This is a genomic window from Acidovorax sp. FG42 (assembly GCF_057809195.1).
Genome location: NZ_JBMDJM010000018.1, coordinates 1 through 23,327 on the forward strand (window position 1 = coordinate 1; position 23,327 = coordinate 23,327).

Genomic DNA, 23,327 nt, shown 5'->3' on the forward strand with positions numbered 1-23,327 from the left:
TTTTCTTTGGTGACTTTCTTTTGGCGAAGCAAAAGAAAGTTACTCGCACGCCGGGGCGACTCCCGGCCTCCGCCCTCAACAAAGGCACGCCACCCAATCAGCGCACAAGAACCAACACTACAAAATCAATAGCTATCACCGCATATCCCACTAACGCATCCAACCCCAAAGCCCTCAAACAGGCCCCAAAGCCATTCTTCCCGAAGAAGTCACCGACACATCCCTCGCATGCCGCGTCTCCACCCGGTTGCGCCCCGCCCGCTTGGCGTCATAACAAGCCATGTCCGCCGCGTACAGCACCGACGGCACATCCTGCAAGCTGGCATCGAGCACCACCAGCCCGATACTCACCCCCAACGTAAAACTGCGCCCCTGGTACGACGGCTCCCACGCATGCACAGCCGCACGCAACTGCTCGGCCACGGCCTGGCCGCGTGCCAGTGCACAGCCGGGCAACACCACCGCAAACTCATCGCCCCCCAGCCGCGCTGCCCAGCCAATCTGGCGCACATGGGACTCCAGCAGCCGGGCCACATGGCGCAGCACATCGTCGCCCGCGTCGTGGCCCGCAATGTCGTTGACCACGGTGAAATGGTCCAGGTCGAGGAACAGCACCACACCATCGCCCTGGGTGTCTCCACCCTCCTCATCGGCGGCGGGCACCACAGCGCGCTGGCGGGCCGACCGCTCGGCCATCAGCTGGCCCAGGCGCTCGTCGAACGCGGCGCGGTTGTACAGCTGCGTCAGCGCATCGTGCGCGCGGCCCCAGGACTGCTGCACCTGGGCCTCGCGCGCGGCGGTGATGTCTTCCAGAATCCACACGGTGCCACCGTGCACCTCCTCGGGGCGCACGCCCCGGCCCTGCACGCGGGCCCACACGGGGCTGCCGTCCTTGCGCATAAAGCAGATGTCGCCATCGAACGCACCATGCGCCGCCACCTCGGCGCGCACGCGGTCGCCCACCTGGGCATAGTCGGCGTCGCTGGCGTACAGGATGCGCGCGGGGCGGCCCTGCAGCTCCTGCGCGGTGTAACCCAGCATCACGCAGGCCTGGTGGCTCGCCACCTCCAGCATGCCGTGGCGGGTGATGACGATACCCACGGGGGCACTGTCCAGCACGGCCTGGAACTGGCCAACCACCGTGTCCTTGCGCGACTGCTGCAAGCTGCCCTGTTGCACCAGGCCCTGGAACACGCGCACCAGCTCACCCACCTCACCGCCCGCGCGGGGCCAGTCCACCGCTTCTGCGGGCTGCTGGCGCGCGCTGGTCCGGAGCAGCTGGCGCGCCTTGAAGGTCAGCTGCGCCAGTGGCTGCGCCATCCAGCCCATAAGCGCCACGGCCAGCAACATGCACAGCACCATGCTGGCCACCGCCAGCCACCAGGCTTCGCGCTGGGCGCCGCGCAGCGGTGCCAGCAGCGCCTGCGACTGGCTCACGCGCGCCACGATCCACTGCGGCAGCGGCATGCCCGCCATGCTCACGATGTGGTCGGACTGCACATGGGTCATGCCCCGCCCCACCACCGGCTGGGCCTGGCTTTGCCAGCGCGTGTACACCGGGGCCAGGCCCACTTCGTCACGCACCTGGCCCAGCACGCGGGTGGGGTCGGAGTGCGACAGGATGGTGCCGTCGCGGGTGAAGACGATGAGCTGCGAGTCATCGCGCGCAGGCAGCGTCATCGAAGGTGGCAGCAGGCTTTGGGATTGCAGGCGCAACGCCCCTGCCACCACACCCACCACTGTGCCGTCTTCGCGGTGCAGCGGCATGGTGAACATGACCCGCGCCTCGCCCCTGCGGCCGGCGATCAGCTCGGACACCAGGGGCTTGCCATCCACCAGGGTGCGGCGCAGGGCATCGCGTTCGGTGGGGTCCAGGTCCGCAGCCTTTTCGATCTGACCGGCGCGCAAATTCAGGCGCAGTTCGCCGTTGTCGCGGGCGACCTGCATGGTGTCGAAGAACTGCACCGCAGGCAGGCCCTGCTGCAGCAGCCATTCCAGCGACGAGGGTGACTCCAGCATCGCCGGTGTGATGCCTGCGGCCACGGTGCGCAGCACCTTCTGGCTTTGTTCGATCTTGCTGGCCAGCAACCGGGCCACCACCTCGACCTCGTCGGTCTGCTGGCTCACCACCCGGCGCATGGCCTCCTGCCCGGAGGCCCGTGTGACCAGCCAGGCGGCCACCGCCCCCGACAGCGCCACCGCCAGCGCAGCCACCAGCATCAGCCGCAGCACCAGGGCGCCGGGCACCAGCCAGCCCGGCGCAGGGTCCGGGGCAGCCTGGGGGCCGGGCGGCGGCGTCATGGACGCTTCCCCCCTGCGGGCTGATGGGCACGCTCAAAGTTCGGCATGGGGACGGGTCGCAGCAGACATGTCCCAACAAATATACGCAGGGCCTGTGCCCCGGGGCTTGGGTGGAACCCTTGGGTAAAGCCAAGGAAAAACCCTGAGCCCGCCGGGGTACGGAGGGTATGAAAAGAAGACGCGGCAAGGGCCGTGCAGCGCGGTGCAAGCGCGTATCGCCGCGCAGAAGAGCCTCCTCCGGGCCCATCGCCTCAGAGGTGCCGGTTTGTCAGGAAATGCAACGGAGCACAAGCCTGTGACAGCGCTCAGGAGCAAGCGGCCGGTTGGCCGCTGCTGAGCCTCCACCAAGCGGCGTCAGCAGCCCGCCATCGACTGCAAGGCCCGGGGCTGGGGCAGTGCCAGCACATTGCCGGTGCCGTGGATCAGGCCCAGTTCGCGCAGGTGACGCAGCACGCGCGAGAAGGTTTCGGGCGCAATACCCAGCTGGGCGGCGATGAGGCGTTTGCGCTGGTGCAGGGTAACCTGCATGGCGCCGCTGTGGTCAGGCTGGGCATGGTTCAGCAGCCACTGTGCGCAGCGCGATTCGGCATCCTGCGCGAGACGGCTTACCGCCAGTTCAGACTGTTGCCGGTAGCCCTGGGCCATGTCCAGCAGCAGGCCCCGCGCGCCCGCCGGCATGGCGGCCAGGCTGCGCTGGAACGCCTCAATGGGCACGCGCCGCACATGCACGCGGGTGTCGGCCACCATGTCCACCGGCAAAGGCAGGCCCAGCAAGGCCGACGCGGCATCAAGCCAGAACGGCCCCTCGACAGCACCGAGCTGGTGGCGCAGGAAACCGTCGTCCAGCACGCCGCGCAGCACACGGCCGCTTTCGAGGTGCAACACCGTCGTCAGCACCTCATTGCGCCTGCGCAGCACTTCGCCGGGAGCGATGACCTCGGTGTCAGCGGGCAGAGAAAAAAGGTTAGGTGGCAGCATGGAAGCCACTGTGCCGTGCGGCTGCGCCTGCGGCATTGAGCCACATCAAAACCGCACCATGTCGCCCGCCCCGCGCGCCCCAGGTTTGCGCCAAAACACACGAAAACTGCGCCAGCAACGTGCATGGATACGCGCTGAGAGCGCTTGGCAGGGATGTAAACAGGTGTTGCACCAGGGCATGGAACTTGCGAAGCCCTACCGGCGGGCCCCGCCCTGCACCACGGTGCAACAGGGGCCGCGTCTCCTTTGCCCCGCCGGCCCTCCGGCGCTTTTTTCCCCAGGAATCACTCCATGAAGAAAAACCTGATTGCACTGTCTCTATCGCTTGGTGGCGCCCTGCTGTGTGCCACCGGGGCCCACGCCCAGAGCTCCGTCCAGCTGATGGGCCTGACCGATGTGTTTGTGGGCTCCATGAAAAACGCCGGTGATGCCGGCAGCAGCAAGGTCGTCAACAGCGGCGGCATGACCACGTCGTGGTTCGGCGTCAAGGGCACTGAAGACCTGGGCGGCGGGCTCCGGGCCAACTTTGCACTCACCTCGTTCATCAAGGTAGACAGCGGGATCCAGGGCCGCTTTGCCAACGACACCTTCTTCTCGCGCGATGCCAACGTGGGCCTGAGCGACAGCTGGGGCACCGTGACCGTGGGACGCGGCCTGGCGCCCAACTTCCTGCCGTCGATCCTGTCGAACCCGCTGGGCGACTCGTTCACCTTTGCGCCGCTGATCCTGCACATGAACGTGCCCCTGTTCAACGGCACGGGCTGGGGTTCCACCACGCCGTCCGACACCGGCTGGTCCAACGAAATCATCTACAGCACGCCCAACCTGGGCGGCCTGACCGCCAACCTGCACTACCAGTTTGGCGAGGTCGCGGGCGACAGCAGCAAGAAGAACGTGGGCATCAACGCGCTGTACTTCAACGGCCCCATCACCCTCACCGGCTTTTACGAGCGTGACCAGATGAGCAACCCCGCCGTGCCCAGCACCTACCTGGGCACCACCAAGACCGACTGGATGCTGGGCGGCGCGTATGACTTTGCCGTGGTGAAGGCCTTTGCCAGCTACGGCCAGGCCAAGGCCGACAACACCACCAACAAGGCCAAGACCACGCAGCTGGGCGTGTCGGTGCCCGCAGGCGCCACCGGCAAGGTGCTGGCATCGTGGGCGCAGACCAAGATGACGGCCACCGACATCTCGCGCAAGACCTTCACCGTGGGGTATGACTACTTCCTGTCCAAGCGCACCGACGTGTACGTGATGGCCATGAACGACCGCATCACCAACCAGACCAAGGGCAACAGCTTCGGCGTGGGCATCCGCCACCGGTTCTGACGGCTGCACGCAGCGCCTGGGCCATTTTCAAGCCCCAGCAGCCCCAGGCGCTAGTGCAATATGTCTGAGCAGCTACAAAATTAGTAGCACCCGGAAATCGTTCACGTTGGTGTGCGTGGGGCCGGTGACCAGCAGGTCGTCCAACCCCGCAAAAAATCCCCAGGCGTCGTTGCGCGCCAAGTGGTCGTCGATGCGCAGGCCCTCTGCGCCTGCACGCGCCAGCGTGTCGGGACACACAAAGGCCCCCGCGTTGTCTTCGCTGCCGTCGATGCCGTCGGTGTCGGCCGCCAGCGCCCACACGGCGGGCTCGCCCTGCAGCGCCTGCGCCAGGCCCAGGCAAAACTCCCCCGCACGCCCGCCCCGCCCCCGGGGCACGCCGGGCGCACGTGGACGCACGGTGACGGTGGTCTCGCCCCCCGACAGGATCACACATGGCGCCGCAAACGGCTGGCCACGCCGCGCCACCGCGCGGGCCAGTGCCGCATGCACCTTGCCCACCTCGCGCGACTCTCCCTCCATCTCGTCCGACAGCACATGCGCAGGCAGCCCCGCCAAACGGGCCAGCGCGGCGGCGGCCTCCAGCGCCTGCTGGGGCGTGGCAATCATGTGCACCGCATGGCCGGCAAAACGCGCGTCGCCGGGTTTGGGCGTCTCCAGGCGGCTGGCCTCCAGCGCGGTGCGGATGGCCGGGGGCACCTCGATGCCGTAGCGCGCCAGAATGGCCAGCGCATCGGCGCAGGTGGTCGCGTCCGGCACGGTGGGGCCGCTGGCAATCACCGACGGGTCGTCGCCCGGCACGTCGCTGATGGTGAGCGTGACCACGCGCGCCGGCGCGCAGGCCGCCGCAAGGCGCCCGCCCTTGATGCGCGAGAGGTGCTTGCGCACGCAGTTCATCTCGCCAATGTGGGCGCCGCTGTCGAGCAGGGCGCGGTTGATGCGCTGCTTGTCTTCCAGAGTCACCCCGTCGCAGGGCAAGGTCAGCAGGGACGAGCCCCCGCCCGAGATCAGGCACAGCACCAGGTCGTGCTCCGTCAGCCCCTGGGTCAGATCCAGAATGCGCTGCGCTGCGGCCAGCCCGGCCGCATCGGGCACAGGGTGCGCGGCCTCCACCACCTCGATGCGCTGGGGCACGTCCGCAGGCCGGGGCGGCACATGCCCGTAGCGCGTGACCACCAGGCCCGAGAGGGGCGCGTCCTGCGGCCACAGGGCCTCCAGCGCCTGCGCCATGGCGCCGCCCGCCTTGCCCGCGCCCAGCACCAGGGTACGGCCCCCGCTCTCGCGGCTGGGCGGCTGGGGCAGCCACTGGCGCATGCCGTGCAGGGGTTGTGCGCTGTGCACGGCGGCATCAAACAAGGCCTTCAGAAAGGCGCGGGGGTGGGTGCGGTAATCCGGCAGGGAGGGGCTGGCTGGCTGGGTTTCTGGGTGCATGCCGCGCATTGTGCAGCGGCGGGGCGGGTCACCCGGCTGTAACCAGGTTGTCACACGCCGCCGGTATCGTCGGCACCCTTGCTCAGGGACCCACAACAGCCATGCACAACACCCCATGGAGCCGACTGGAGGCGATGATGGCACTGCTGTCGCCCGCCGCCCGCCAGGGCACCGGCCCCCTGGCGCGGCTGATGCGCGAAGGCGGGCTGTACAGCGTGTTCCAGCCCCTGGCCGACCTGCGCGAGGGCCAGGTGTACGCGCATGAGGCGCTGATACGTGGCCCCCAGAACACCCCCTTGCACACCCCTGACAAACTGCTGGAGCTGGCCCGGCACGAGGGCATTCTGCAGGACTTTGAGCTGCTGTGCGTTTACACCGCCATGGAGCAATGGGGGCTACACGACGCGCCGGGCCGGCTGTTTGTGAACATCAGCGCCGACGCGCTGGTGCATGGGGTCCAGCTGATCGGCGCTACCGAGCTGGGCAACACCGTGCGCAGCCTGGGCCTGAGCGCCCGCATGCTGGTGCTGGAAATCACCGAACACGAACGCGTGACCGACATGCCCCTGCTGCGCCAGGCCATCAAGGCCGTACACGCCTGCGGCGCGCGGCTGGCGCTGGACGACTTTGGCGACGGCCGCTCCAGCCTGCGGCTGTGGTCCGAGGTCAAACCCGACTTCGTGAAGATCGACAAATACTTCATCCGCGACATCAGCGACCACCCCGAAAACCTGCAGATGCTGCAGGCCATCAAGGGCATTGCCGACGTGTTCGGCACCCAGCTCATCGCCGAAGGCATCGAAACCCGCGACGACCTGCGCGCGCTGCGCGACTTGGACATCCCCCTGGGCCAAGGCTGGCTGCTGGGCCGCCCGGCCATGGCGCCGCGCGAGGCGGTGGACGACGCTGCGCTGGAGGTGATGCACGACCGCCGCGTGGCCGTGCTGCCGCACCTGGGGCAAACCGCGCGCCCAGGCATCCTGCGCAGCCTGCTGGTGGTGCAGGCACCCACCGCAGCGCCCGCCACCAACAACGATGCCGTGGCCGCCCTGTTCCGCCAGCACACGGACCTGCACGCGCTGGCGGTTGTGGACGGGTCGCGCCCCGTGGCCCTCATCAACCGCCAGCAGTTCATGAACCACTACGCCACGCCGTACTTCCGCGAGGTGCATGGCCGCAAGTCCTGCCTGGCGTTTGCCAACCTGGCGCCGCGCGTGGTAGAGCTTGACTGCGATGTGGACCAGCTCGTGGGCATCCTCACGTCGCAGGACCAACGCTACCTGAGCGACGGCTACATCGTCACCGACAACGGCCGCTACCTGGGCCTGGGCACCGGCGACCAGCTGGTGCGCGCCGTGACCGAAACCCGCATCGAGGCCGCGCGCCACGCCAATCCGCTCACCTTTTTGCCAGGCAACATCCCCATCAGCCTGCACATCCAGCGCTTGCTGGAAAGCGGCACCGAGTTTGTGGCCTGCTATGCGGACCTGAACAACTTCAAGCCCTTCAACGACCACTACGGCTACTGGCGCGGCGACCAGATGATCCGGCTGGTGGCGCGCCTGGCCACGGCACACTGCGACGCACGCAGCGACTTTGTGGGCCATGTGGGCGGGGACGACTTCATGCTGATCTTCCAGAGCAGCAACTGGCTGCAGCGCTGCAAGAACATCGTGGACGAGTTCGCACGCGAGGCCGTCACGCTGTTTGACGACAGCGCACGGCTGGCAGGCGGCATCCATGCCGAGGACCGGCATGGCGTGCAGCGGTTCTTTCCTTGCACCACGCTGGCCATCGGCGCCGTGCGCATCACGCCCGGGCGCTTTCGGCATGCCGAAGAAGTGGCCAACCTGGCTGCCGTGGCCAAGCATGAAGCCAAGCAGGCAGCGACCGGGGTGGTACTGCATGGCGGGTTCACCGAGTCGAGCCTGGGGGCGCTGGCTGCGACGCGGGCGCTGCAGGATGTGTTGGCGGCGTAGGGACTGTTTGGACCGCGTCTAAGGGGCGCAACGCCGACGCAGAAAGCGGTGTTCTGGCTCAACGTCAGGCTGTCATTGACACCGCACGGCTTAGGGCAAACAAGTCTGCTTCGGGCCCGAAGCTGCTGTTGACTCGCTACGCGCTTGCTTGCAGTCCAAGCCGCGCAGTGTCCGGAGCCTGACAATGCACTCTCACCCTCAATTGAGAGGACATGCCCAAGCAAGCCGGGTAATGCCTCTCATCTCAAACGGTAGGCCTCATGAATTCAGTCTTTGCTCGCGCCGAGTTCTTCGATGCTTCGGCACTGGTTCTACTTTACGTCAACGACCCAGGTGCTTCGGCGGTTCGTGAATACTTCAATCGACGGCCAACCGTTTACACGACGGAGTTTTGCTTCCACGAGGCTCTTAGTGTTCTGAAGACTAAGTGGCGAAGGGTCAAAGTTCTAAGTCGAGATGAGTACTTGGCGGCAGCTCATGAGCTGACTATTTGGTATTCGGGGATGCAACGGACGTTGCCAGAAATCGCACTTCACGATCGTGACTACTATTCCTTGGTTCGCGAGCTAGCGATTCGCACTGGGCTCGATTATTCAGATGCGCTTCAGTTGGCGAGCCTGAAGTATGGGAACTATGCAAGCTTGACTAGAGAGTCAAAGACGGTCTTAACTACAGCCGATCGAGAATTGGCCAATGCTGCACGTGCCGAGGGGTTGCGCGTTTGGTCGGTGCTTGATGAGACGCCACCGAATGAGGTCTAACCTATTGCTAGTTCCGAGAAGCGTCGGAGAGCTGCCACTCGCGACTCAGTGTCAGCATTGACCGTCCGCTTCTAGCTGCCGGAAGAGACCGCTCCTCGCCGCTTGCTGCCGCCCCACTCGACTCCCTCAAGGCCCCGTAGGCGCCCCCGCCTCAAACCACTTCCCAATCAGCGCCCGCTCCGCATCGGTAATTCCCGTGGCGTTGTTCATGGGCATGAGCTTTTGCACCACGGCCTGCTGGTAGATGGCCTGGGCGTGTTGCTTCACGCTGTCGGGCGAATCAAGCCGCAGGTTCTTCATCTGCACCTGCTCGCCGTGGCACATGTAGCAGCGCTGTTCCAGCACCGCCTGCACGGCCTTGAAGTCATTTTGGCCGCTAGCGCCGGTTTTATCTGCGCTGGCAGCTCCTGAAACAGGAGCATTCACCACGGGGGTGGCCATCGGTGCGGGGCGCATCCACACAATGGCGCCCACGATCACAGCCACGCCGACCAGCGCATACGGCAGCGGGTTGCCGTTGCGGCCCAGCTTGTAGCCGTGGCGCATCACGAAGAACTGGCGGATGGCCGCGCCGGCAAACATCATCAGGATCAGCACCAGCCAGTTTTGCGGGTGGCTCCAGGTGAAGCTGTAGTGGTTGCTCAGCATGGCAAACAGCACGGGCAGCGTGAAATAGGTGTTGTGCACGCTGCGCTGCTTGCCGCGTTTGCCGTGGATAGGGTCCACGGGCTGGCCGGCCTTGATCTGGCTGATGACGGTGCGCTGGCCAGGGATGATCCAGAAGAACACGTTGGCGCTCATGGATGTGGCGATCATCGCCCCCACCAGCAGGAAGGCCGCGCGGCCCGCAAACCAGTGGCAGGCCAGCCACGAGGCCACGCACACCAGCACCAGCACCAGCGCGCCCACAATGGCGTCGCCGTTCTTGCGCTGGCCGAAGATGCGGCAGATGGCGTCGTACAGCAGCCAGAACACCACAAAGAAGCCCAGCGCCACCATGATGGCCGTGGCGGGCGCCCAGTCCATGCGCGACTTGTCGATGAGGTAGGTGCTGGCGCTGTAGAGGTAGGACACGGTGAACAGCGCAAACCCGCTGATCCAGGTGCTGTAGCTCTCCCAGAAGAACCAGTGCAGGTGTTTGGGCAACTGCGGGGGCGACACCGCGAACTTGACGGGGTGGTAAAACCCGCCGCCGTGCACGGCCCAGAGCTCGCCGCTCACGCCTTGTTTCTTGAGGTCTTCGTCCTCGGGCGGCGTGAGGCTGCTGTCCAGAAAAACGAAATAGAACGACGAGCCGATCCAGGCGATGGCCGTAATGACATGGACCCAGCGCAAAAGCAGGTTGGCCCAGTCGAGAAAGTAGCTTTCCATATCTCAACCTTGATGGCGCGTTAGCGCCAAACAGCAAACCTGCTCACCACTGCGGGCGCTCTGAGCAGACATTGAGGTCGCGCACCTTGGCCAGTGGGTTGCTGGCCGGGGCACCGCTGCGACCGGTACGTCAAAGTGTATGCAGGAATTGTTCCCGATTCCAGCCCCAACCTGGGGCATTCGGGGCCGGAATTACCCTCATTTCCCGGCCTTTGGCATGGGCGGTAGCGTCTGCAGCAACTGCGCTGCCACGGCCACGGCAATCACCTCGGGCTCCTTGCCCCCGATGCCGGGAATGCCGATGGGGCAGGTCACCTGCGCCAGCTCCTCGGGCGCGAACCCGCGCTCATGCAGGCGGTTGCTGAAGGTGGCCCATTTGGTTTGGCTGCCAATCAGCCCGATGAAGGGCAGGTCGCCCTGCTCGCGCTGGCGGCGCAGGCAGGCGGCCACCACGTCCAGGTCCTCGGCGTGGCTGAAGCTCATGATCAGCACGCGGCTGCCGGGTGCCAGGCGGGGCACGGCGAGTTGAACCGGCTCGGAGTGTTCGCAGACCACGCCCTCCGGCGGGTCGGGCGGGAAGATGCCGTCCCGGCTGTCGATCCAGGTCAGGGCAAAGGGCAGTGGCGCCAGCACGCGGGCCAGCGCGTGGCCCACGTGCCCGCCGCCAAACAGGGCCACCGGGTGCAGGTTGGGTGTGAGGCGCTGGGCCAGCCCCGGGGCGTCTTGCGCCGTGAGCAGCTCAAACCCCAGGTGCACGACACCGCCGCAGCACTGGCCCAGCGCCGGGCCCAGCGCAAACCGCATCGGCCCAAGCGCCGTCACCGGCCCACCCGCTAGGCGGCGGCGCGCCTCGGCAATCGCCTGCAGCTCCAGATGCCCGCCGCCGATGGTGCCCACCAGCTGGTCGGCGAACACGGCCATCCAGGCGCCGGGCTCCCGGGGCACGGACCCTTGGGTAGACTCCACGGTCACCAGGCAGGCTGGCACGGCCCCCAGGCCGTCCAGCAGCATTTGCAAATTTGTCACCGCGATCCTTTTCGTGACGGATGCAAAACGGGGCTCTGCCAGCGGCTCACCCTCCGGTGAGGCAGCTGTTGTAGCCCTCATTTCGACCGTCGTCATTTTGTAACGTACCACCTTCGCCGCTGGGTTATCGTGCCCGCAGTCTCAGGAACCTTTCACACCATGCCCGACACGCCCTCTCCCCGCTCCACCGGAAAGCGCAGCCACTGGTTGCTGGCAGGCATCATGGCCGTGGGTGCGGCGCTGGTCTCGGCCTGCAAGTCCCCGCCAGAGCCCACGCCAGCCCCCGCGCCCGACAGCGTCCCCTCCACCGGCCCCGATGCCAGCGGCGTCAAGGGCCCCGTGCCCGCCACCGCCGGGTCAGCGCGCCCCTCGGCCGCTGCCACGCCGCTGGCCTATCGCCAGGATGCCGCCACGCACCTGTATGGCCTGAACCGCGAGCGCATCTTCAAAGGCAAGCTGCCGCCGCAGCTGTATGCCATCGGCGTGCTGCAGCTCGACATCGACCGCGCGGGCAAGATCACCCGCCTGCACTGGATGCGCGCCCCGCGCCATGCCCCCGAGGTGGTCACCGAGATCGAGCGCACAGTGCGCGCTGCGGCCCCCTTCCCAGTCCCCGCCCGCATGGGCAAGGTCACCTACACCGAGACCTGGCTGTGGGACAAGAGCGGGCACTTCCAGCTCGATACGCTGACCGAAGGGCAGCTGTAGCGCCCCCCTGAGCGGCCAGGCCGCTTCCGCCTTCTGGCAGCGCTTGCTACGAGCCCCGGTAGGTCGAATAGCTCCAGGGGCTGACCAGCAGCGGCACGTGGTAGTGCTGGTCGGCGTGCGCAATGCCGAAGTCCAGGCTCACCTGGTTCAGAAAATTGGGTTCGGGCAGCTGCACGCCCCGGGCCTTGAAGTAGCCCGCCACATCAAAGCGCAGCCGGTACGTGCCGGTGCGCAGGCTGGCGTTGTCGAACAGCGGCGCATCGGTGCGGCCGTCATGGTTCAGCACCAGGCGCTTGATGAGGGTGGCGTTGTCGCCGTCGGTGGAATACAGGGCCACTTCCATGCCGGCCGCAGGGCAGCCGTTCATGGTGTCCAGAACGTGGGTGCTCAATCCCATGGGGGAATCTCCTGAAGTAAGAGTCTGTCCAATCGGCGACGATTGCCAGATCGCAGTGTGTAGACCAAAAGTGTATACACTTTTCACCATCCACCGTATCATGCAGCCATGGAATCTTCCTCCACCAGCGCCATCGTCGAAGCGCTGACCCGCGCCATCGTAGAACACCGCCTGCAACCCGGCACCAAGCTGGCCGAGCAAAAGCTGGCCGACCACTTTGGCGTGTCGCGCACGCTGGTGCGGCAGGCGCTGTTTCAGCTGGCGCAAAACCGGCTGGTCACCCTGGAGCCCGCACGGGGCGCGTTTGTGGCGACACCCTCGGTCGAGGAGGCGCGCCAGGTGTTTGCCGTGCGCCGCATGCTGGAGACCGAGATGACCCGCGCCTTTGTGCGCAGCGTGACGCCCGCCAAGCTCAAGGCCCTGCGCGCCCACGTGGCCAGCGAGAAGGCCGCCATGGGCACCCACGACGCCAGCACCCGTACCGAGTTGCTCGGCGACTTCCATGTGCGCATGGCCGAGCTGATGGGCAACGAGGTGCTGGCGCAGATGCTGGGAGACCTGATCTCGCGCTGCGCCCTCATCACGCTGATGTACCAGTCGGCCAGCGCGGCCGAGCACTCGCACGAGGAGCATGCCGACATCGTGGCGGCCCTGGCCGCGCGCGACGAGGAGCGCGCAGTGGCCCTGATGCAAAGCCACCTCGAACATGTCGAAGCCAGCCTGACCTTTGACCGCAAGCGCCCGGCCAGTGACCTGGCCGCCGCGCTGGCCTCTTGAAAACCACCCCACCATGATCTACGACACCACCCAGGCCTACCCCCGCGACCTCATCGGCTACGGCAAGACACCGCCCCACGCCCAGTGGCCCGGTGACGCGCGCATTGCCGTGCAATTCGTCCTGAACTACGAAGAAGGCGGCGAAAACGCGGTGCTGCATGGCGATGCGGGCAGCGAGCAGTTCCTGTCCGAAATGTTCAACCCGGCCAGCTACCCCGAGCGGCACATGAGCATGGAGGGCATCTATGAATACGGCTCGCGTGCTGGCGTGTGGCGCATCCTGCGCGAGTTTGAAAAGCGCCAACTGCCCCTCACGGTGTTTGGCGTGTCCACGGCCCTGCAGCGCCACCCCGAGCTCACGGCGGCTTTTGTGGAGCTGGGCCACGAGATTGCGTGCCATGGGCTCAAGTGGATCCATTACCAGCACATCCCCGAAGAGGTGGAGCGCGCCCACATGCAAGAGGCGATGGACATCATCCAACGCATGACGGGCGTAAGAGGAAGTTCGCAAGACCATGTACATGGTCTGGGCTGGTACACCGGCCGCGACAGCCCCAACACCCACCGCCTGGTGGCTGACTACGGCGGCTTTGAATACGACAGCGACTACTACGGCGACGACCTGCCCTTCTGGATGAAGGTGCAAAAAACCGACGGTAGCGTGGTGCCCCAGCTCATCGTGCCCTACACGCTGGACTGCAATGACATGCGCTTTGCGCTGCCCCAGGGCTACTCGCACGCCGACCCGTTCTTCCAGTACATGAAGGACACCTTCGACGCGCTGTATGCCGAAGGCGACCCTGCCGGCGATAACGCGCCCAAGATGATGAGCATTGGCATGCACTGCCGTCTGCTGGGCCGCCCGGGCCGCATCACGGCGCTGCAGCGCTTTCTGGATCACATTGCGCAGCACGACAAGGTGTGGGTGGCCCGCCGTATCGACATCGCGCGCCACTGGAAGGCCGTGCACCCCTACCCCACCACAAAGGCCTGATGACCATGGCATGGACCCTTGACCAACTGAACGCTGCCACGCCCGCACAGGCCCTGGAGGCGCTGGACGGCGTGTACGAGCATTCCCCCTGGATTGCCGAACAGGCGCTTGCCCAGCGGCCGTTTCGCTCGCTGGCACACCTCAAGCACGCCCTGGCCCACGCGGTGCGCACCGCCAGCACCGAGGCGCAGCTGGGCCTGATCCGCGCCCACCCCGAGCTGGCGGGCAAGGCCATGGTGGCGAAAAGCCTGACGGCCGAATCGACCAACGAGCAGTCCAAGGCGGGCCTGACGCAGTGCACGCCCGAAGAATTTGCGCGCATCCAGCAGCTCAATGCGGACTACAACGCCCGCTTTGGCTTCCCCTTCATTCTGGCCGTGCGCGGTCCGCGCGGCGCGGGGCTGAACAAGCAGCAGATCATCAATACCTTTGCGCGGCGGCTCGACAACCACCCGGAGTTCGAGGTGGCAGAGGCCTTGCGCAACATCCACCGCATCGCCGAGATCCGCCTGAACGACAAGTTCGCCACCGAACCTGTGCTGGGCAATGACGTGTGGGACTGGCATGAAAAGCTGGCCGAACACTCCGACCCCGGTTTTGCCGAAAAGGGCCAGCTCACCGTCACCTACCTCACCGACGCCCACCGCGCCTGCGCCCAGCGCATCAGCCACTGGATGCGCGACTGCGGCTTCGACGAGGTCGAGGTGGACGCCGTGGGCAACGTGGTGGGACGGTATCGCGCCGCCACACCCGGTGCCAAGTACCTCATGACCGGCTCGCACTACGACACCGTGCGCAACGGCGGCAAGTACGACGGGCGCCTGGGCATTTTTGTGCCCATGGCCTGCGTGCGCGAACTGCACCGCGCGGGCCAGCGTCTGCCGTTCGGCATCGAGGTGATTGCCTTTGCCGAAGAAGAAGGCCAGCGCTACAAGGCCACCTTCCTGGGTTCGGGCGCGCTCATCGGGCACTTCAACCCCGCCTGGCTGGACCAGAAGGATGCCGATGGCGTGACCATGCGCGCGGCCATGCAGCACGCGGGGCTGTGCATTGACGACATCGCCAAGCTGCAACGCGACCCGGCCCAGTACCTGGGCTTTATTGAAGTCCACATCGAACAGGGCCCGGTGCTCAACGAGCTGGACCTGCCGCTGGGCGTGGTCACCTCCATCAACGGGGGTGTGCGGTTTGTGGGCGAAATGATCGGCACCGCCAGCCACGCAGGCACCACCCCCATGGACCGCCGCCGCGATGCGGCCGTGGCGGTGGCAGAGCTGGCGCTGTACATCGAGCAGCGCGCCGCCCAAGACGGAGACTCGGTGGGCACAATTGGCCTGCTCAACGTGCCCGGCGGCTCCATCAATGTGGTGCCGGGACGCTGCCAGTTCAGCCTGGACCTGCGTGCACCCACCGATCCGCAACGCGACGCACTGGTGCGCGATGTGCTGGACCACCTGGGTCAGATCGCTGCCCGGCGCGGCCTGCGCTACACGCTGGAAGAATCCATGCGCGCTGCCGCCGCCCCCAGCGCCCCAGCCCTGCAGCACCAGTGGGAGCGTGCGGTGGACCACCTGGGCGTGCCCGTGTTCCGCATGCCCAGTGGCGCAGGCCACGACGCGATGAAGCTGCACGAAATCATGCCGCAGGCCATGCTGTTCGTGCGCGGAGAAAACTCCGGCATCAGCCACAACCCGCTCGAATCCACCACCAACAACGACATGCAACTGGCCGTGGACGCCTTCACCCAGGTGCTGCACCAGCTTGCCGAGGAACCACAACCATGACCACCCCGAACCACCACGCCGCGCTGGACGCCTGGATCGACCAGCACTTTGACGAAGAAGTGCGCTTTCTGCAGGCCCTGGTGCGCGTGCCCACCGACACGCCCCCCGGCAACAACGCGCCCCACGCCGAACGCACGGCAGAGCTGCTGAAGGACTTTGGCTACGAGGCCGAAAAGCACGCCGTGCCCACCGCCGATGTGCAGGCCTACGGCATGGAGTCCATCACCAACCTCATCGTGCGCAGACCGTACGGCAGCGGCGGCAAGACCATCGCCCTGAACGCCCACGGCGACGTGGTGCCGCCCGGCGAAGGCTGGACGCACGACCCCTACGGGGCCGAGATCGTCGATGGCGCCATGTACGGCCGCGCCACCGCCGTGAGCAAGAGCGACTTTGCAAGCTTCACCTTTGCGGTGCGTGCCCTCGAAGCCGTGGCCAGGCCCGCCCAGGGCGCGGTAGAGCTGCACTTCACCTACGACGAAGAGTTTGGCGGCGAACTGGGCCCCGGCTGGCTGCTGCAAAAGGGGCTGACCAAGCCGGACCTGATGATTGCCGCGGGCTTCAGCTACGAAGTGGTCACCGCCCACAACGGCTGCCTGCAGATGGAAGTGACAGTGCACGGCAAGATGGCACACGCCGCCGTGCCCCACACCGGCGTGGATGCCCTGCAAGGCGCCGTGCACATCCTGAATGCGCTGTACGCACAGAACGACGAGTACAAGAAGGTCACGTCCAAGGTCGAGGGGATCAAGCACCCCTACCTGAACGTGGGCCGCATCGAAGGCGGCACCAACACCAACGTCGTACCCGGCAAGGTGATGTTCAAGCTCGACCGCCGCATGATCCCCGAGGAAAACCCGGTGGAGGTCGAAGCCACCATCCGCCGCGTGATCGAACAGGCCGCAGGTGAGCGCGCCGGTATCAGCGTGGAGATCAAGCGCCTGCTGCTGGCCAACGCGATGACGCCGCTGGCGGGCAACAAGCCCCTGGTCGACGCCATCCAGCAACATGCCCAAGCCGTGATCGGCGAACCGGTCCCTGCCGTGGGCACGCCGCTCTATACCGACGTGCGCCTGTATGTGGAGCGCGGCATTCCCGGCGTGATCTACGGCGCCGGCCCCCGCACCGTGCTCGAATCGCACGCCAAGCGCGCCGACGAGCGCCTGCAACTCGAAGACCTGCGCCGCGCCACCAAGGTGATCGCGCGGACATTGAGCGACTTGCTCGCCTGAAGGCCCGCAGAGTATTGAGGTTGAATCATGCATGCAGCACATCAGTGCTGCGCTGCAATGTCATGACGAGATTGACTCTGACAGCCCCTTGACCAACCTACACTGGCGCGGGCGCATCCATCGACTGGGTGCGCCCGTTGTCATTTCCAGATTCCACACACCAGGAGATATCCCATGAACATTCGCCATACGCTGCTGGCTGGCAGCGTTGTGCTGGCCCTGGCCAGCCTCACGGCCTGCGGCAGCACGCCGCCGGTGGCCAAGGCTCAGCCGGTAGCCGCAGTACAGCAGACCGCCTCGGCCCAGGCCGCCAGCGCAGCCTACGACTTCGACATGGATGTGTTCCACCCCGTCGTGGCACGCAACGGCATGGTGGCCACCGAGCAGGAACTGGCCTCGCAGATCGGCCTGGACATCCTCAAGGCCGGTGGCAATGCGGTGGATGCCGCCGTCGGCATTGGCTTTGCGCTGGCCGTGGCCCTGCCCAACGCGGGCAACCTGGGCGGCGGCGGTTTCATGATGGTGCACGACGCCAAGACCGGCAAGAGCGTGGCCCTGGACTTCCGCGAAGTGGCGCCTATCAAGGCCACGCGCGACATGTACCTGGATGCCAAAGGCAATGTGGTGGACGGCAAGTCGCTGTACACCCACTACGCCGTGGGCGTGCCTGGCACCGTGGCCGGCATGGAGCACGCGCTCAAGAGCTGGGGCACCCTGCCCCTGTCGCGTGTGATCGCTCCGGCCATTGAGCTGGCGGACAAGGGCTTCCCGGTGAGCGAAACGCTCGCCAAGATTCTGCAGCAAGAGAAGAAGAACATGGGCCAATGGCCCGCCACCCAGGCCATCTTCTGGAAGAACGGCGAACCGCTGAAGGTGGGCGACCCACTGGTACAAAAAGACTTGGCGCAGTCCATGCGCCTGATTGCCCAGCAGGGCGCCAAGGCGTTCTACGAAGGCGAGATCGCCCAGAAGATTGCGGCCGAAATGGCACCCCACGCGGGCGCCATCACGCTGCAGGATTTGCGCGAGTACAAGGTGGTGGAGCGCGCACCCACGCGTGGTACCTACCGTGGCTATGAGATCGTGACCATGCCCCCACCCTCCTCGGGCGGCCCACACTTGGTGCAGATTCTGAACATGCTGGAGCCGCTGCCCCTGGCCCAGTGGGGTCCCAACAGCGCGCAGACCATCCACCACATGGCCGAGAGCAGCAAGCTGGCCTACGCCGACCGCTCCGAATATCTGGGCGACCCGGACTTTGTGAAGATCCCGCTCAAGGGCCTGACCTCCAAGCGCTATGCCGAATCGCTGGCCAAGGGCATCGACCCCAACCGCGCCCGCCCGGCCAAGGAGATCAAGCCCGGCCAGCCCCAGCCGTATGAGAGTGACCAGACCACCCACTACTCGGTGGTGGACAAGGCAGGCAACGCCGTGGCCGTCACGTACACGCTGAACACCAATTTCGGCAGCGGCATCGTGGCCAAAGGCACGGGCATTTTGCTCAATAACGAGATGGACGACTTCTCAGCCAAGCCCGGCGTGGCCAATGCCTACGGGCTGGTCGGCGGTGACGCCAACGCCGTGGCCGCCAAGAAGCGCCCCCTGTCGTCCATGACGCCCACCTTGGTGCTGAAGGACGGCAAGCCCACGCTGGTGACCGGCAGCCCCGGCGGCGCGCGCATCATCACCACGGTGCTGCAGACAGTGGTCAACACCATCGACTTTGGCATGAACCCCGCCGAGGCCGCTGCCGCACCCCGCGTACACCACCAGTGGACGCCCGACGAGCTGCGCGTGGAAAAGGGCCTGTCGCCCGACACCATCGCCCTGCTCAAGCAGCGCGGCCACAACATCGCGGTCAAGCCCTCGATGGGCCGTACGCAGACCATCCAGATCCGCGGTGGCGCGCTGTACGGCTACTCGGACCCGCGCAACCCCGACGGCAAGACCCTCGGCTACTGATTGCCAGGGCCCGCCTAGTGCGGGCTAGCTGCGCCTGTCAGCCTTTGCAAGGCCACGCCCTCTAAAGGTGTGGCCTTTTTCATTGAGCCCTTCGCGACAGCATGCGGGCATACCCTCATACGCCGCCATTCAGACTTGCCTACAGTTCTTGTATGCAAGATTTGCGTTCAAAAAGCTACTGAAGGAGTTGGCATGCCCCGGTTTTTCAAATCCCTTTTTGGCCAGGTGGTGCTGGCCTTGATAGCCGGTGTGGTGGTGGGCCTGGTCTGGCCTGACACCGCCATCGCGCTCAAGCCCCTGGGCGACGGCTTCATCAAACTCATCAAGATGCTGATCCCGCTCATCGTTTTCTGCGTGGTGGTGCATGGCATCGCAGGCACGGGCGACCTGAAGCGGGTGGGCCGGGTGGGCGTCAAATCGCTGATCTACTTCGAGGTCGTCACTTCCATCGCCCTGGTGCTGGGCCTGGCGCTGGCGTTCTGGTTCGAGCCCGGCGTGGGCATGAACGTGGACCCCAAGGCGCTCGACCCCAAAGCCATGGGTGCCTATGCCGAGAACGCCAGCAAGCTCACCGGGGGCGGCTTCACCGACTTCTTGCTCAAGCTCATTCCCACCACCGCCGTGAGCGCGTTTGCCAACGGCGATGTGCTGCAGGTCCTGCTGTTCTCCATCGTTTTTGGCTGCGCCCTGGCATTGATCGGGGAACGCGGCGCGCGCGTCACCGGCCTGATCGACGACCTGTCGCATGTGCTGTTCAAGACAATGGGCCTGATCATCAAGCTCGCACCGTTGGGTGTGCTGGGCGCCATCGCGTTCACCGTGGGCAAGTACGGCCTGGGGTCCCTCAAGCAGCTGGGCATGCTGGTGGCGCTGTTCTACGCCGCGGTGGTCATCTTCGTCGTGGTGGTGCTGGGCCTCATCATGCGGGTGTCGGGCTTCAGCCTGTTTAAGCTGCTGCGCTATCTGCGCGAGGAACTGGCCGTGGTGTTTGCCACCACGTCGTCCGACAGCGTGCTGCCCCAGATCATGGCCAAGCTCCAGCACATGGGCATCCGCGACTCCACCGTGGGCCTGGTGATCCCCACCGGCTACTCGTTCAACCTCGACGCTTTCTCGATCTACATCACGCTGGCGGCTGTTTTCATCGCCCAGGCCACCAACACGCCGATTTCCATGGCCGACCTGCTGACCATCCTGGCGATCTCGCTGGTCACCTCCAAGGGCGCACACGGCGTGCCCGGCTCGGCCATCGTCGTGCTGGCCGCCACCTTGCAGGCCATCCCTGCTATTCCGGCGATTGGCCTGGTGCTGGTGCTGTCGGTGGACTGGTTCATGGGCATCGCCCGCGCGCTGGGCAACCTCATTGGCAACTGCGTCGCCACCGTGGCCGTAGCGGCGTGGGAGGGCGACATCGACCGCGAACGCGCCCATGCCGTGCTCGACGGCCGCGAGCCACCCATGCCACGCGCCTGATCGGGCACAGCACCTTTGCAGCACGCGACAATCCGGCCATGAGCATCAACCAGACCCAGATCGCCCAGCAGGTGGTGGAATCCATCCTCGCGCAAAAACTCTCGCCCGGCGAGCGCCTGGGCGAGCAGGAGCTGGCCGATCTGTTCGGCGTGAGCCGCACGCTGGTGCGCGAGGCCCTGATGCAGCTGCAGGCACGGGGCTTTGTGGAAGTGCGCTCGCGCCGGGGCTGGTACGTGGTGGAACCCTCGGTGGAGGATGCACGCGACGCGTTCTCCGCCCGGCGCATCATCGAATCCGGCATCCTGGCCGATGCGGGCCGACCGCTGCAAAGCGTGACCCGCCGCCTGCGTGCGCACATCGCCGACGAGCAGCAGGCCATCGAAGGCGCGGACGCTGCCACGCGCGCCTTTCTGCTCGCAGACTTCCACGTCTGCCTGGCCGAGGCGATGGGCCACCGCAGCCTGAGCGACATCCTGCGCGACCTCACGGCACGTACCACCCTGGCCGCATCGCTCTACCAATCGCAGCACGCGGCCAGCCAGTCCTGCGCCGAACACGCCGCCATCGTCGAGGCACTGGAGGCCGGCAACACCACCCTGGCCCGCGAGCGCATGCTGGCCCACATCGGCCATGTGGAAGGCGCTCTCAACCCCGGCCAGCCCCTGGTGCGCGACCGGCTGCGGGAATCCTTGGCACCGCTGACCAGCCCACGCACCAAGGCGGCAGCTACGGACCCGGGCTAGCCACACCGAAGGCACCCAGGCCCCACCGTCCAACCGCCTCCACCCGGGCAGGCGGGAACTTGCTGCGCCTCTCTAAGGGTTAACCGGGATAAGCGCACCCGGTCATTTTGTATACGATTTTTGTATGGACACCTGTGCACCATCTCGCACCCGTGTTCCTCTCGTATTCACACCCCAAACCCGCCGAAGGACACCCATGAACCCGCCCGTACACCCCGTGGACGAACACCTGCCCCTGGGGCGACTGACGGCGCTGGGCCTGCAGCATGTGCTGGTGATGTATGCGGGCGCTGTGGCGGTGCCGCTCATTGTGGGCCGCGCGCTCAACCTCACGCCCGACCAGGTGGCCAAGCTGATCTCGGCCGACCTGTTTGTGTGCGGGCTGGTCACACTGATTCAGGCGCTGGGCGCCTCGCGCTGGTTTGGCATTCAGCTGCCGGTGATGATGGGGGTGACCTTTGCCTCGGTGGCGCCCATGATCTCGATGGCGCAGAGCACGGGCGGCACGGCCGGGGCCGGGCTGATCTTTGGCTCGGTGATCGGCGCGGGCGTGATCTCCATCCTGATCGCACCGCTGGTCAGCCGCATGCTCCGCTTCTTCCCGCCCGTGGTCACCGGCACCATCATTGCGGTCATCGGCATCAGCCTGATGCGCGTGGGCATCAACTGGATCTTTGGCAACCCGGTAGGCCCCACAGCGCCCAGCGTGCCCAACCCCGAGCACCTCAAATGGCTGGCAGAGGCGCAGGCAGCGGCAGGTGCCCCCGGCTCGTCGCTGCCACCGGTCCCCAAGGGCTTTGCCGTGGTGCCCACGGTGCCCAACCCCAAGTACGCAGACCTGACCGGTGTGGGTATCTCGGGCTTGGTACTTCTGTCCATCCTGCTGATTGCCAAGTTTGCCAAGGGCTTCATTGCCAACATCTCGGTGCTGCTGGGCATCGTGATCGGCGCCGTGGTGGCCGTGGGCATGGGGCTGATGAACTTTGACAAGGTGGCCAAGGCGCAGTGGTTTGACCTGGTGCTGCCGTTCGAGATTGCCGGCCCCGTGTTCGACCCCATCCTGATCCTGACCATGACCCTGGTGATGATTGTGGTCATGATCGAATCCACCGGCATGTTCCTCGCCCTGGGCGAGATGACCGACCGCAAGGTGGACCAGGCGGCCCTCACGCGCGGCCTGCGCACCGACGGCCTGGGGACGCTGCTGGGCGGCATCTTCAACACCTTTCCGTACACCAGCTTCTCGCAGAACGTGGGGCTGGTGGCCGTCACCGGTGTCAAGAGCCGCTTTGTGTGTGTGGCCGGCGGTGTGATCCTGATCGTGCTGGGTGTGCTGCCCAAGATGGCCGCGCTGGTCGAGTCGCTGCCCACCATGGTGCTGGGCGGCGCGGGGCTGGTGATGTTTGGCATGGTGGCGGCCACGGGCATCCGCATCCTGGGCGGGGTGGACTTCAAGACCAACCGCTTCAACGCCATGATCGTGGCCGTCTCCATCGGCGTGGGCATGGTGCCGCTGATCGCGCCCAACTTCCGCCAGTGGATGCCGCATGCCATCCACCCTCTGATCGAATCCGGTATCCTCCTGGCCTCGATCACGGCGGTGGCCCTGAACGTTTTCTTCAATGGCGCCAGCCGCGACACCTCCGCCGCTGTCAACGCCGCACGCCAGGCCGACGCCCACTAGCATCCCGCCTGCCCGTTGCCGAAAACCCGCCACCGCCCGCGTGGCCCGCCCCCTGTCCGCCACAGCTGCCAGGGGGTTTTAGCTTTAGAGCCTGGTTCAAAGTCTTTTTGGAGATCGCATTGGAGTGCAATCGGGAGGAGTGGATGCGTCGGGTGCGCCGCATGGGCTCGTGCCCATGCAAGCGGCCGGGGCTTCTAATTGCCCGATTTCACTCCAACCCTTCGGGCAAGTGCCTTGCCGGGCGGTCTGCGGCGGAGCAAAGCTTGCCAATAGCACGGGCTATTGGCTGCGCACCGCGCCTTGCATCCCATCCCGGCAAGGGACTTGTGCGACCCCAAAAAGACTTTGAACAGGCTCTTATGCTGCATCCGCATAAACCTGCATGCCAGCCGCCCAC

The 23,327-nt window shown here is 66.0% G+C and carries 18 protein-coding genes; 12 read left to right on the forward strand and 6 right to left on the reverse strand.

Features of this window, described 5'->3' with window-relative positions; all coding sequences use genetic code 11:
* Window positions 1–174: 174 nt before the first annotated feature.
* Together ACODSM_RS17480 and ACODSM_RS17485 are read right to left on the reverse strand one after the other, a co-directional pair.
* On the reverse strand, window positions 175–2,301 hold the full coding sequence (locus ACODSM_RS17480; protein ID WP_488806354.1) for a sensor domain-containing diguanylate cyclase: 2,127 nt from the start codon (window positions 2,299–2,301) through the stop codon (window positions 175–177).
* A gap of 354 nt (window positions 2,302–2,655) precedes the next feature.
* Window positions 2,656–3,279, reverse strand: a complete 624-nt coding sequence (locus tag ACODSM_RS17485; RefSeq protein WP_060985679.1) for a Crp/Fnr family transcriptional regulator — start codon at window positions 3,277–3,279, stop codon at window positions 2,656–2,658.
* 291 nt (window positions 3,280–3,570) lie between these two features.
* On the opposite strand from ACODSM_RS17485, the gene ACODSM_RS17490 reads away from it, so the two are divergent.
* The gene (locus ACODSM_RS17490; RefSeq protein ID WP_488806355.1) at window positions 3,571–4,611 is read left to right on the forward strand and encodes a porin; all 1,041 of its coding nucleotides are present in this window, start codon (window positions 3,571–3,573) and stop codon (window positions 4,609–4,611) included.
* A 72-nt stretch (window positions 4,612–4,683) separates the two neighbouring features.
* Here ACODSM_RS17490 and ACODSM_RS17495 read toward each other — a convergent pair whose 3' ends face one another.
* Window positions 4,684–6,039 (reverse strand): glycerate kinase type-2 family protein, encoded by a 1,356-nt coding sequence (locus tag ACODSM_RS17495; RefSeq protein ID WP_488806356.1) that lies wholly within the window; start codon window positions 6,037–6,039, stop codon window positions 4,684–4,686.
* A gap of 101 nt (window positions 6,040–6,140) precedes the next feature.
* Between ACODSM_RS17495 and ACODSM_RS17500 the strand changes: the two genes are divergently transcribed.
* Window positions 6,141–8,018 carry an EAL domain-containing protein gene (locus ACODSM_RS17500; RefSeq protein WP_488806357.1) on the forward strand — a complete coding sequence of 626 codons (1,878 nt, stop codon included), beginning with the start codon at window positions 6,141–6,143 and terminating at the stop codon, window positions 8,016–8,018.
* 260 nt (window positions 8,019–8,278) lie between these two features.
* Entirely contained in the window at window positions 8,279–8,779 is a 501-nt protein-coding gene (locus tag ACODSM_RS17505) for a type II toxin-antitoxin system VapC family toxin (protein ID WP_488806358.1), read from the forward strand.
* Between the two features lie 126 nt (window positions 8,780–8,905).
* On the opposite strand, the gene ACODSM_RS17510 is transcribed toward ACODSM_RS17505, so the two are convergent.
* The gene (locus tag ACODSM_RS17510) at window positions 8,906–10,150 is read right to left on the reverse strand and encodes a urate hydroxylase PuuD (protein WP_488806359.1); all 1,245 of its coding nucleotides are present in this window, start codon (window positions 10,148–10,150) and stop codon (window positions 8,906–8,908) included.
* Window positions 10,151–10,348: 198 nt separating this feature from the next.
* Window positions 10,349–11,176 carry a xanthine dehydrogenase accessory protein XdhC gene (xdhC, locus tag ACODSM_RS17515; protein ID WP_488806360.1) on the reverse strand — a complete coding sequence of 276 codons (828 nt, stop codon included), beginning with the start codon at window positions 11,174–11,176 and terminating at the stop codon, window positions 10,349–10,351.
* Window positions 11,177–11,335: 159 nt separating this feature from the next.
* Between xdhC and ACODSM_RS17520 the strand changes: the two genes are divergently transcribed.
* Complete coding sequence (locus ACODSM_RS17520) at window positions 11,336–11,884, forward strand: hypothetical protein (RefSeq protein ID WP_082522390.1); 549 nt, start codon at window positions 11,336–11,338, stop codon at window positions 11,882–11,884.
* Window positions 11,885–11,930: 46 nt separating this feature from the next.
* On the opposite strand, the gene uraH is transcribed toward ACODSM_RS17520, so the two are convergent.
* On the reverse strand, window positions 11,931–12,281 hold the full coding sequence (uraH, locus tag ACODSM_RS17525) for a hydroxyisourate hydrolase (RefSeq protein ID WP_015012870.1): 351 nt from the start codon (window positions 12,279–12,281) through the stop codon (window positions 11,931–11,933).
* Window positions 12,282–12,389: 108 nt separating this feature from the next.
* Between uraH and ACODSM_RS17530 the strand changes: the two genes are divergently transcribed.
* From ACODSM_RS17530 to ACODSM_RS17565, 8 genes are all read left to right on the forward strand, one after another.
* Window positions 12,390–13,058: a GntR family transcriptional regulator gene (locus tag ACODSM_RS17530; RefSeq protein ID WP_015012869.1), complete on the forward strand. Its 669-nt coding sequence runs from the start codon at window positions 12,390–12,392 to the stop codon at window positions 13,056–13,058.
* A gap of 13 nt (window positions 13,059–13,071) precedes the next feature.
* On the forward strand, window positions 13,072–14,052 hold the full coding sequence (puuE, locus tag ACODSM_RS17535) for an allantoinase PuuE (protein ID WP_488806361.1): 981 nt from the start codon (window positions 13,072–13,074) through the stop codon (window positions 14,050–14,052).
* 5 nt (window positions 14,053–14,057) lie between these two features.
* Entirely contained in the window at window positions 14,058–15,836 is a 1,779-nt protein-coding gene (uraD, locus tag ACODSM_RS17540; RefSeq protein WP_488806362.1) for a 2-oxo-4-hydroxy-4-carboxy-5-ureidoimidazoline decarboxylase, read from the forward strand.
* Complete coding sequence (locus ACODSM_RS17545; RefSeq protein ID WP_015012866.1) at window positions 15,833–17,068, forward strand: M20 family metallopeptidase; 1,236 nt, start codon at window positions 15,833–15,835, stop codon at window positions 17,066–17,068. The genes uraD and ACODSM_RS17545 overlap by 4 nt, the downstream gene beginning before the upstream one ends.
* Window positions 17,069–17,242: 174 nt before the next feature.
* Window positions 17,243–19,030 (forward strand): gamma-glutamyltransferase, encoded by a 1,788-nt coding sequence (gene ggt, locus ACODSM_RS17550; protein WP_488806363.1) that lies wholly within the window; start codon window positions 17,243–17,245, stop codon window positions 19,028–19,030.
* Window positions 19,031–19,222: 192 nt separating this feature from the next.
* Window positions 19,223–20,503: a C4-dicarboxylate transporter DctA gene (locus ACODSM_RS17555; RefSeq protein WP_488806364.1), complete on the forward strand. Its 1,281-nt coding sequence runs from the start codon at window positions 19,223–19,225 to the stop codon at window positions 20,501–20,503.
* A gap of 38 nt (window positions 20,504–20,541) precedes the next feature.
* On the forward strand, window positions 20,542–21,246 hold the full coding sequence (locus tag ACODSM_RS17560; RefSeq protein ID WP_108626735.1) for a GntR family transcriptional regulator: 705 nt from the start codon (window positions 20,542–20,544) through the stop codon (window positions 21,244–21,246).
* Window positions 21,247–21,442: 196 nt separating this feature from the next.
* Complete coding sequence (locus tag ACODSM_RS17565; RefSeq protein WP_015012862.1) at window positions 21,443–22,930, forward strand: nucleobase:cation symporter-2 family protein; 1,488 nt, start codon at window positions 21,443–21,445, stop codon at window positions 22,928–22,930.
* The last annotated feature ends 397 nt before the right edge of the window (window positions 22,931–23,327 follow it).

What these genes read in the sequence shown, in the direction of transcription:
- ACODSM_RS17480 (WP_488806354.1), bottom strand. Translation starts at nt 2,301, where the DNA reads ATGACGCCGCCGCCCGGCCCCCAGGCTGCCCCGGACCCTGCGCCGGGC.
- ACODSM_RS17485 (WP_060985679.1), bottom strand. Translation starts at nt 3,279, where the DNA reads ATGCTGCCACCTAACCTTTTTTCTCTGCCCGCTGACACCGAGGTCATC.
- ACODSM_RS17490 (WP_488806355.1), top strand. Translation starts at nt 3,571, where the DNA reads ATGAAGAAAAACCTGATTGCACTGTCTCTATCGCTTGGTGGCGCCCTG.
- ACODSM_RS17495 (WP_488806356.1), bottom strand. Translation starts at nt 6,039, where the DNA reads ATGCACCCAGAAACCCAGCCAGCCAGCCCCTCCCTGCCGGATTACCGC.
- ACODSM_RS17500 (WP_488806357.1), top strand. Translation starts at nt 6,141, where the DNA reads ATGCACAACACCCCATGGAGCCGACTGGAGGCGATGATGGCACTGCTG.
- ACODSM_RS17505 (WP_488806358.1), top strand. Translation starts at nt 8,279, where the DNA reads ATGAATTCAGTCTTTGCTCGCGCCGAGTTCTTCGATGCTTCGGCACTG.
- ACODSM_RS17510 (WP_488806359.1), bottom strand. Translation starts at nt 10,150, where the DNA reads ATGGAAAGCTACTTTCTCGACTGGGCCAACCTGCTTTTGCGCTGGGTC.
- ACODSM_RS17520 (WP_082522390.1), top strand. Translation starts at nt 11,336, where the DNA reads ATGCCCGACACGCCCTCTCCCCGCTCCACCGGAAAGCGCAGCCACTGG.
- uraH (WP_015012870.1), bottom strand. Translation starts at nt 12,281, where the DNA reads ATGGGATTGAGCACCCACGTTCTGGACACCATGAACGGCTGCCCTGCG.
- ACODSM_RS17530 (WP_015012869.1), top strand. Translation starts at nt 12,390, where the DNA reads ATGGAATCTTCCTCCACCAGCGCCATCGTCGAAGCGCTGACCCGCGCC.
- puuE (WP_488806361.1), top strand. Translation starts at nt 13,072, where the DNA reads ATGATCTACGACACCACCCAGGCCTACCCCCGCGACCTCATCGGCTAC.
- uraD (WP_488806362.1), top strand. Translation starts at nt 14,058, where the DNA reads ATGGCATGGACCCTTGACCAACTGAACGCTGCCACGCCCGCACAGGCC.
- ACODSM_RS17545 (WP_015012866.1), top strand. Translation starts at nt 15,833, where the DNA reads ATGACCACCCCGAACCACCACGCCGCGCTGGACGCCTGGATCGACCAG.
- ggt (WP_488806363.1), top strand. Translation starts at nt 17,243, where the DNA reads ATGAACATTCGCCATACGCTGCTGGCTGGCAGCGTTGTGCTGGCCCTG.
- ACODSM_RS17555 (WP_488806364.1), top strand. Translation starts at nt 19,223, where the DNA reads ATGCCCCGGTTTTTCAAATCCCTTTTTGGCCAGGTGGTGCTGGCCTTG.
- ACODSM_RS17560 (WP_108626735.1), top strand. Translation starts at nt 20,542, where the DNA reads ATGAGCATCAACCAGACCCAGATCGCCCAGCAGGTGGTGGAATCCATC.
- ACODSM_RS17565 (WP_015012862.1), top strand. Translation starts at nt 21,443, where the DNA reads ATGAACCCGCCCGTACACCCCGTGGACGAACACCTGCCCCTGGGGCGA.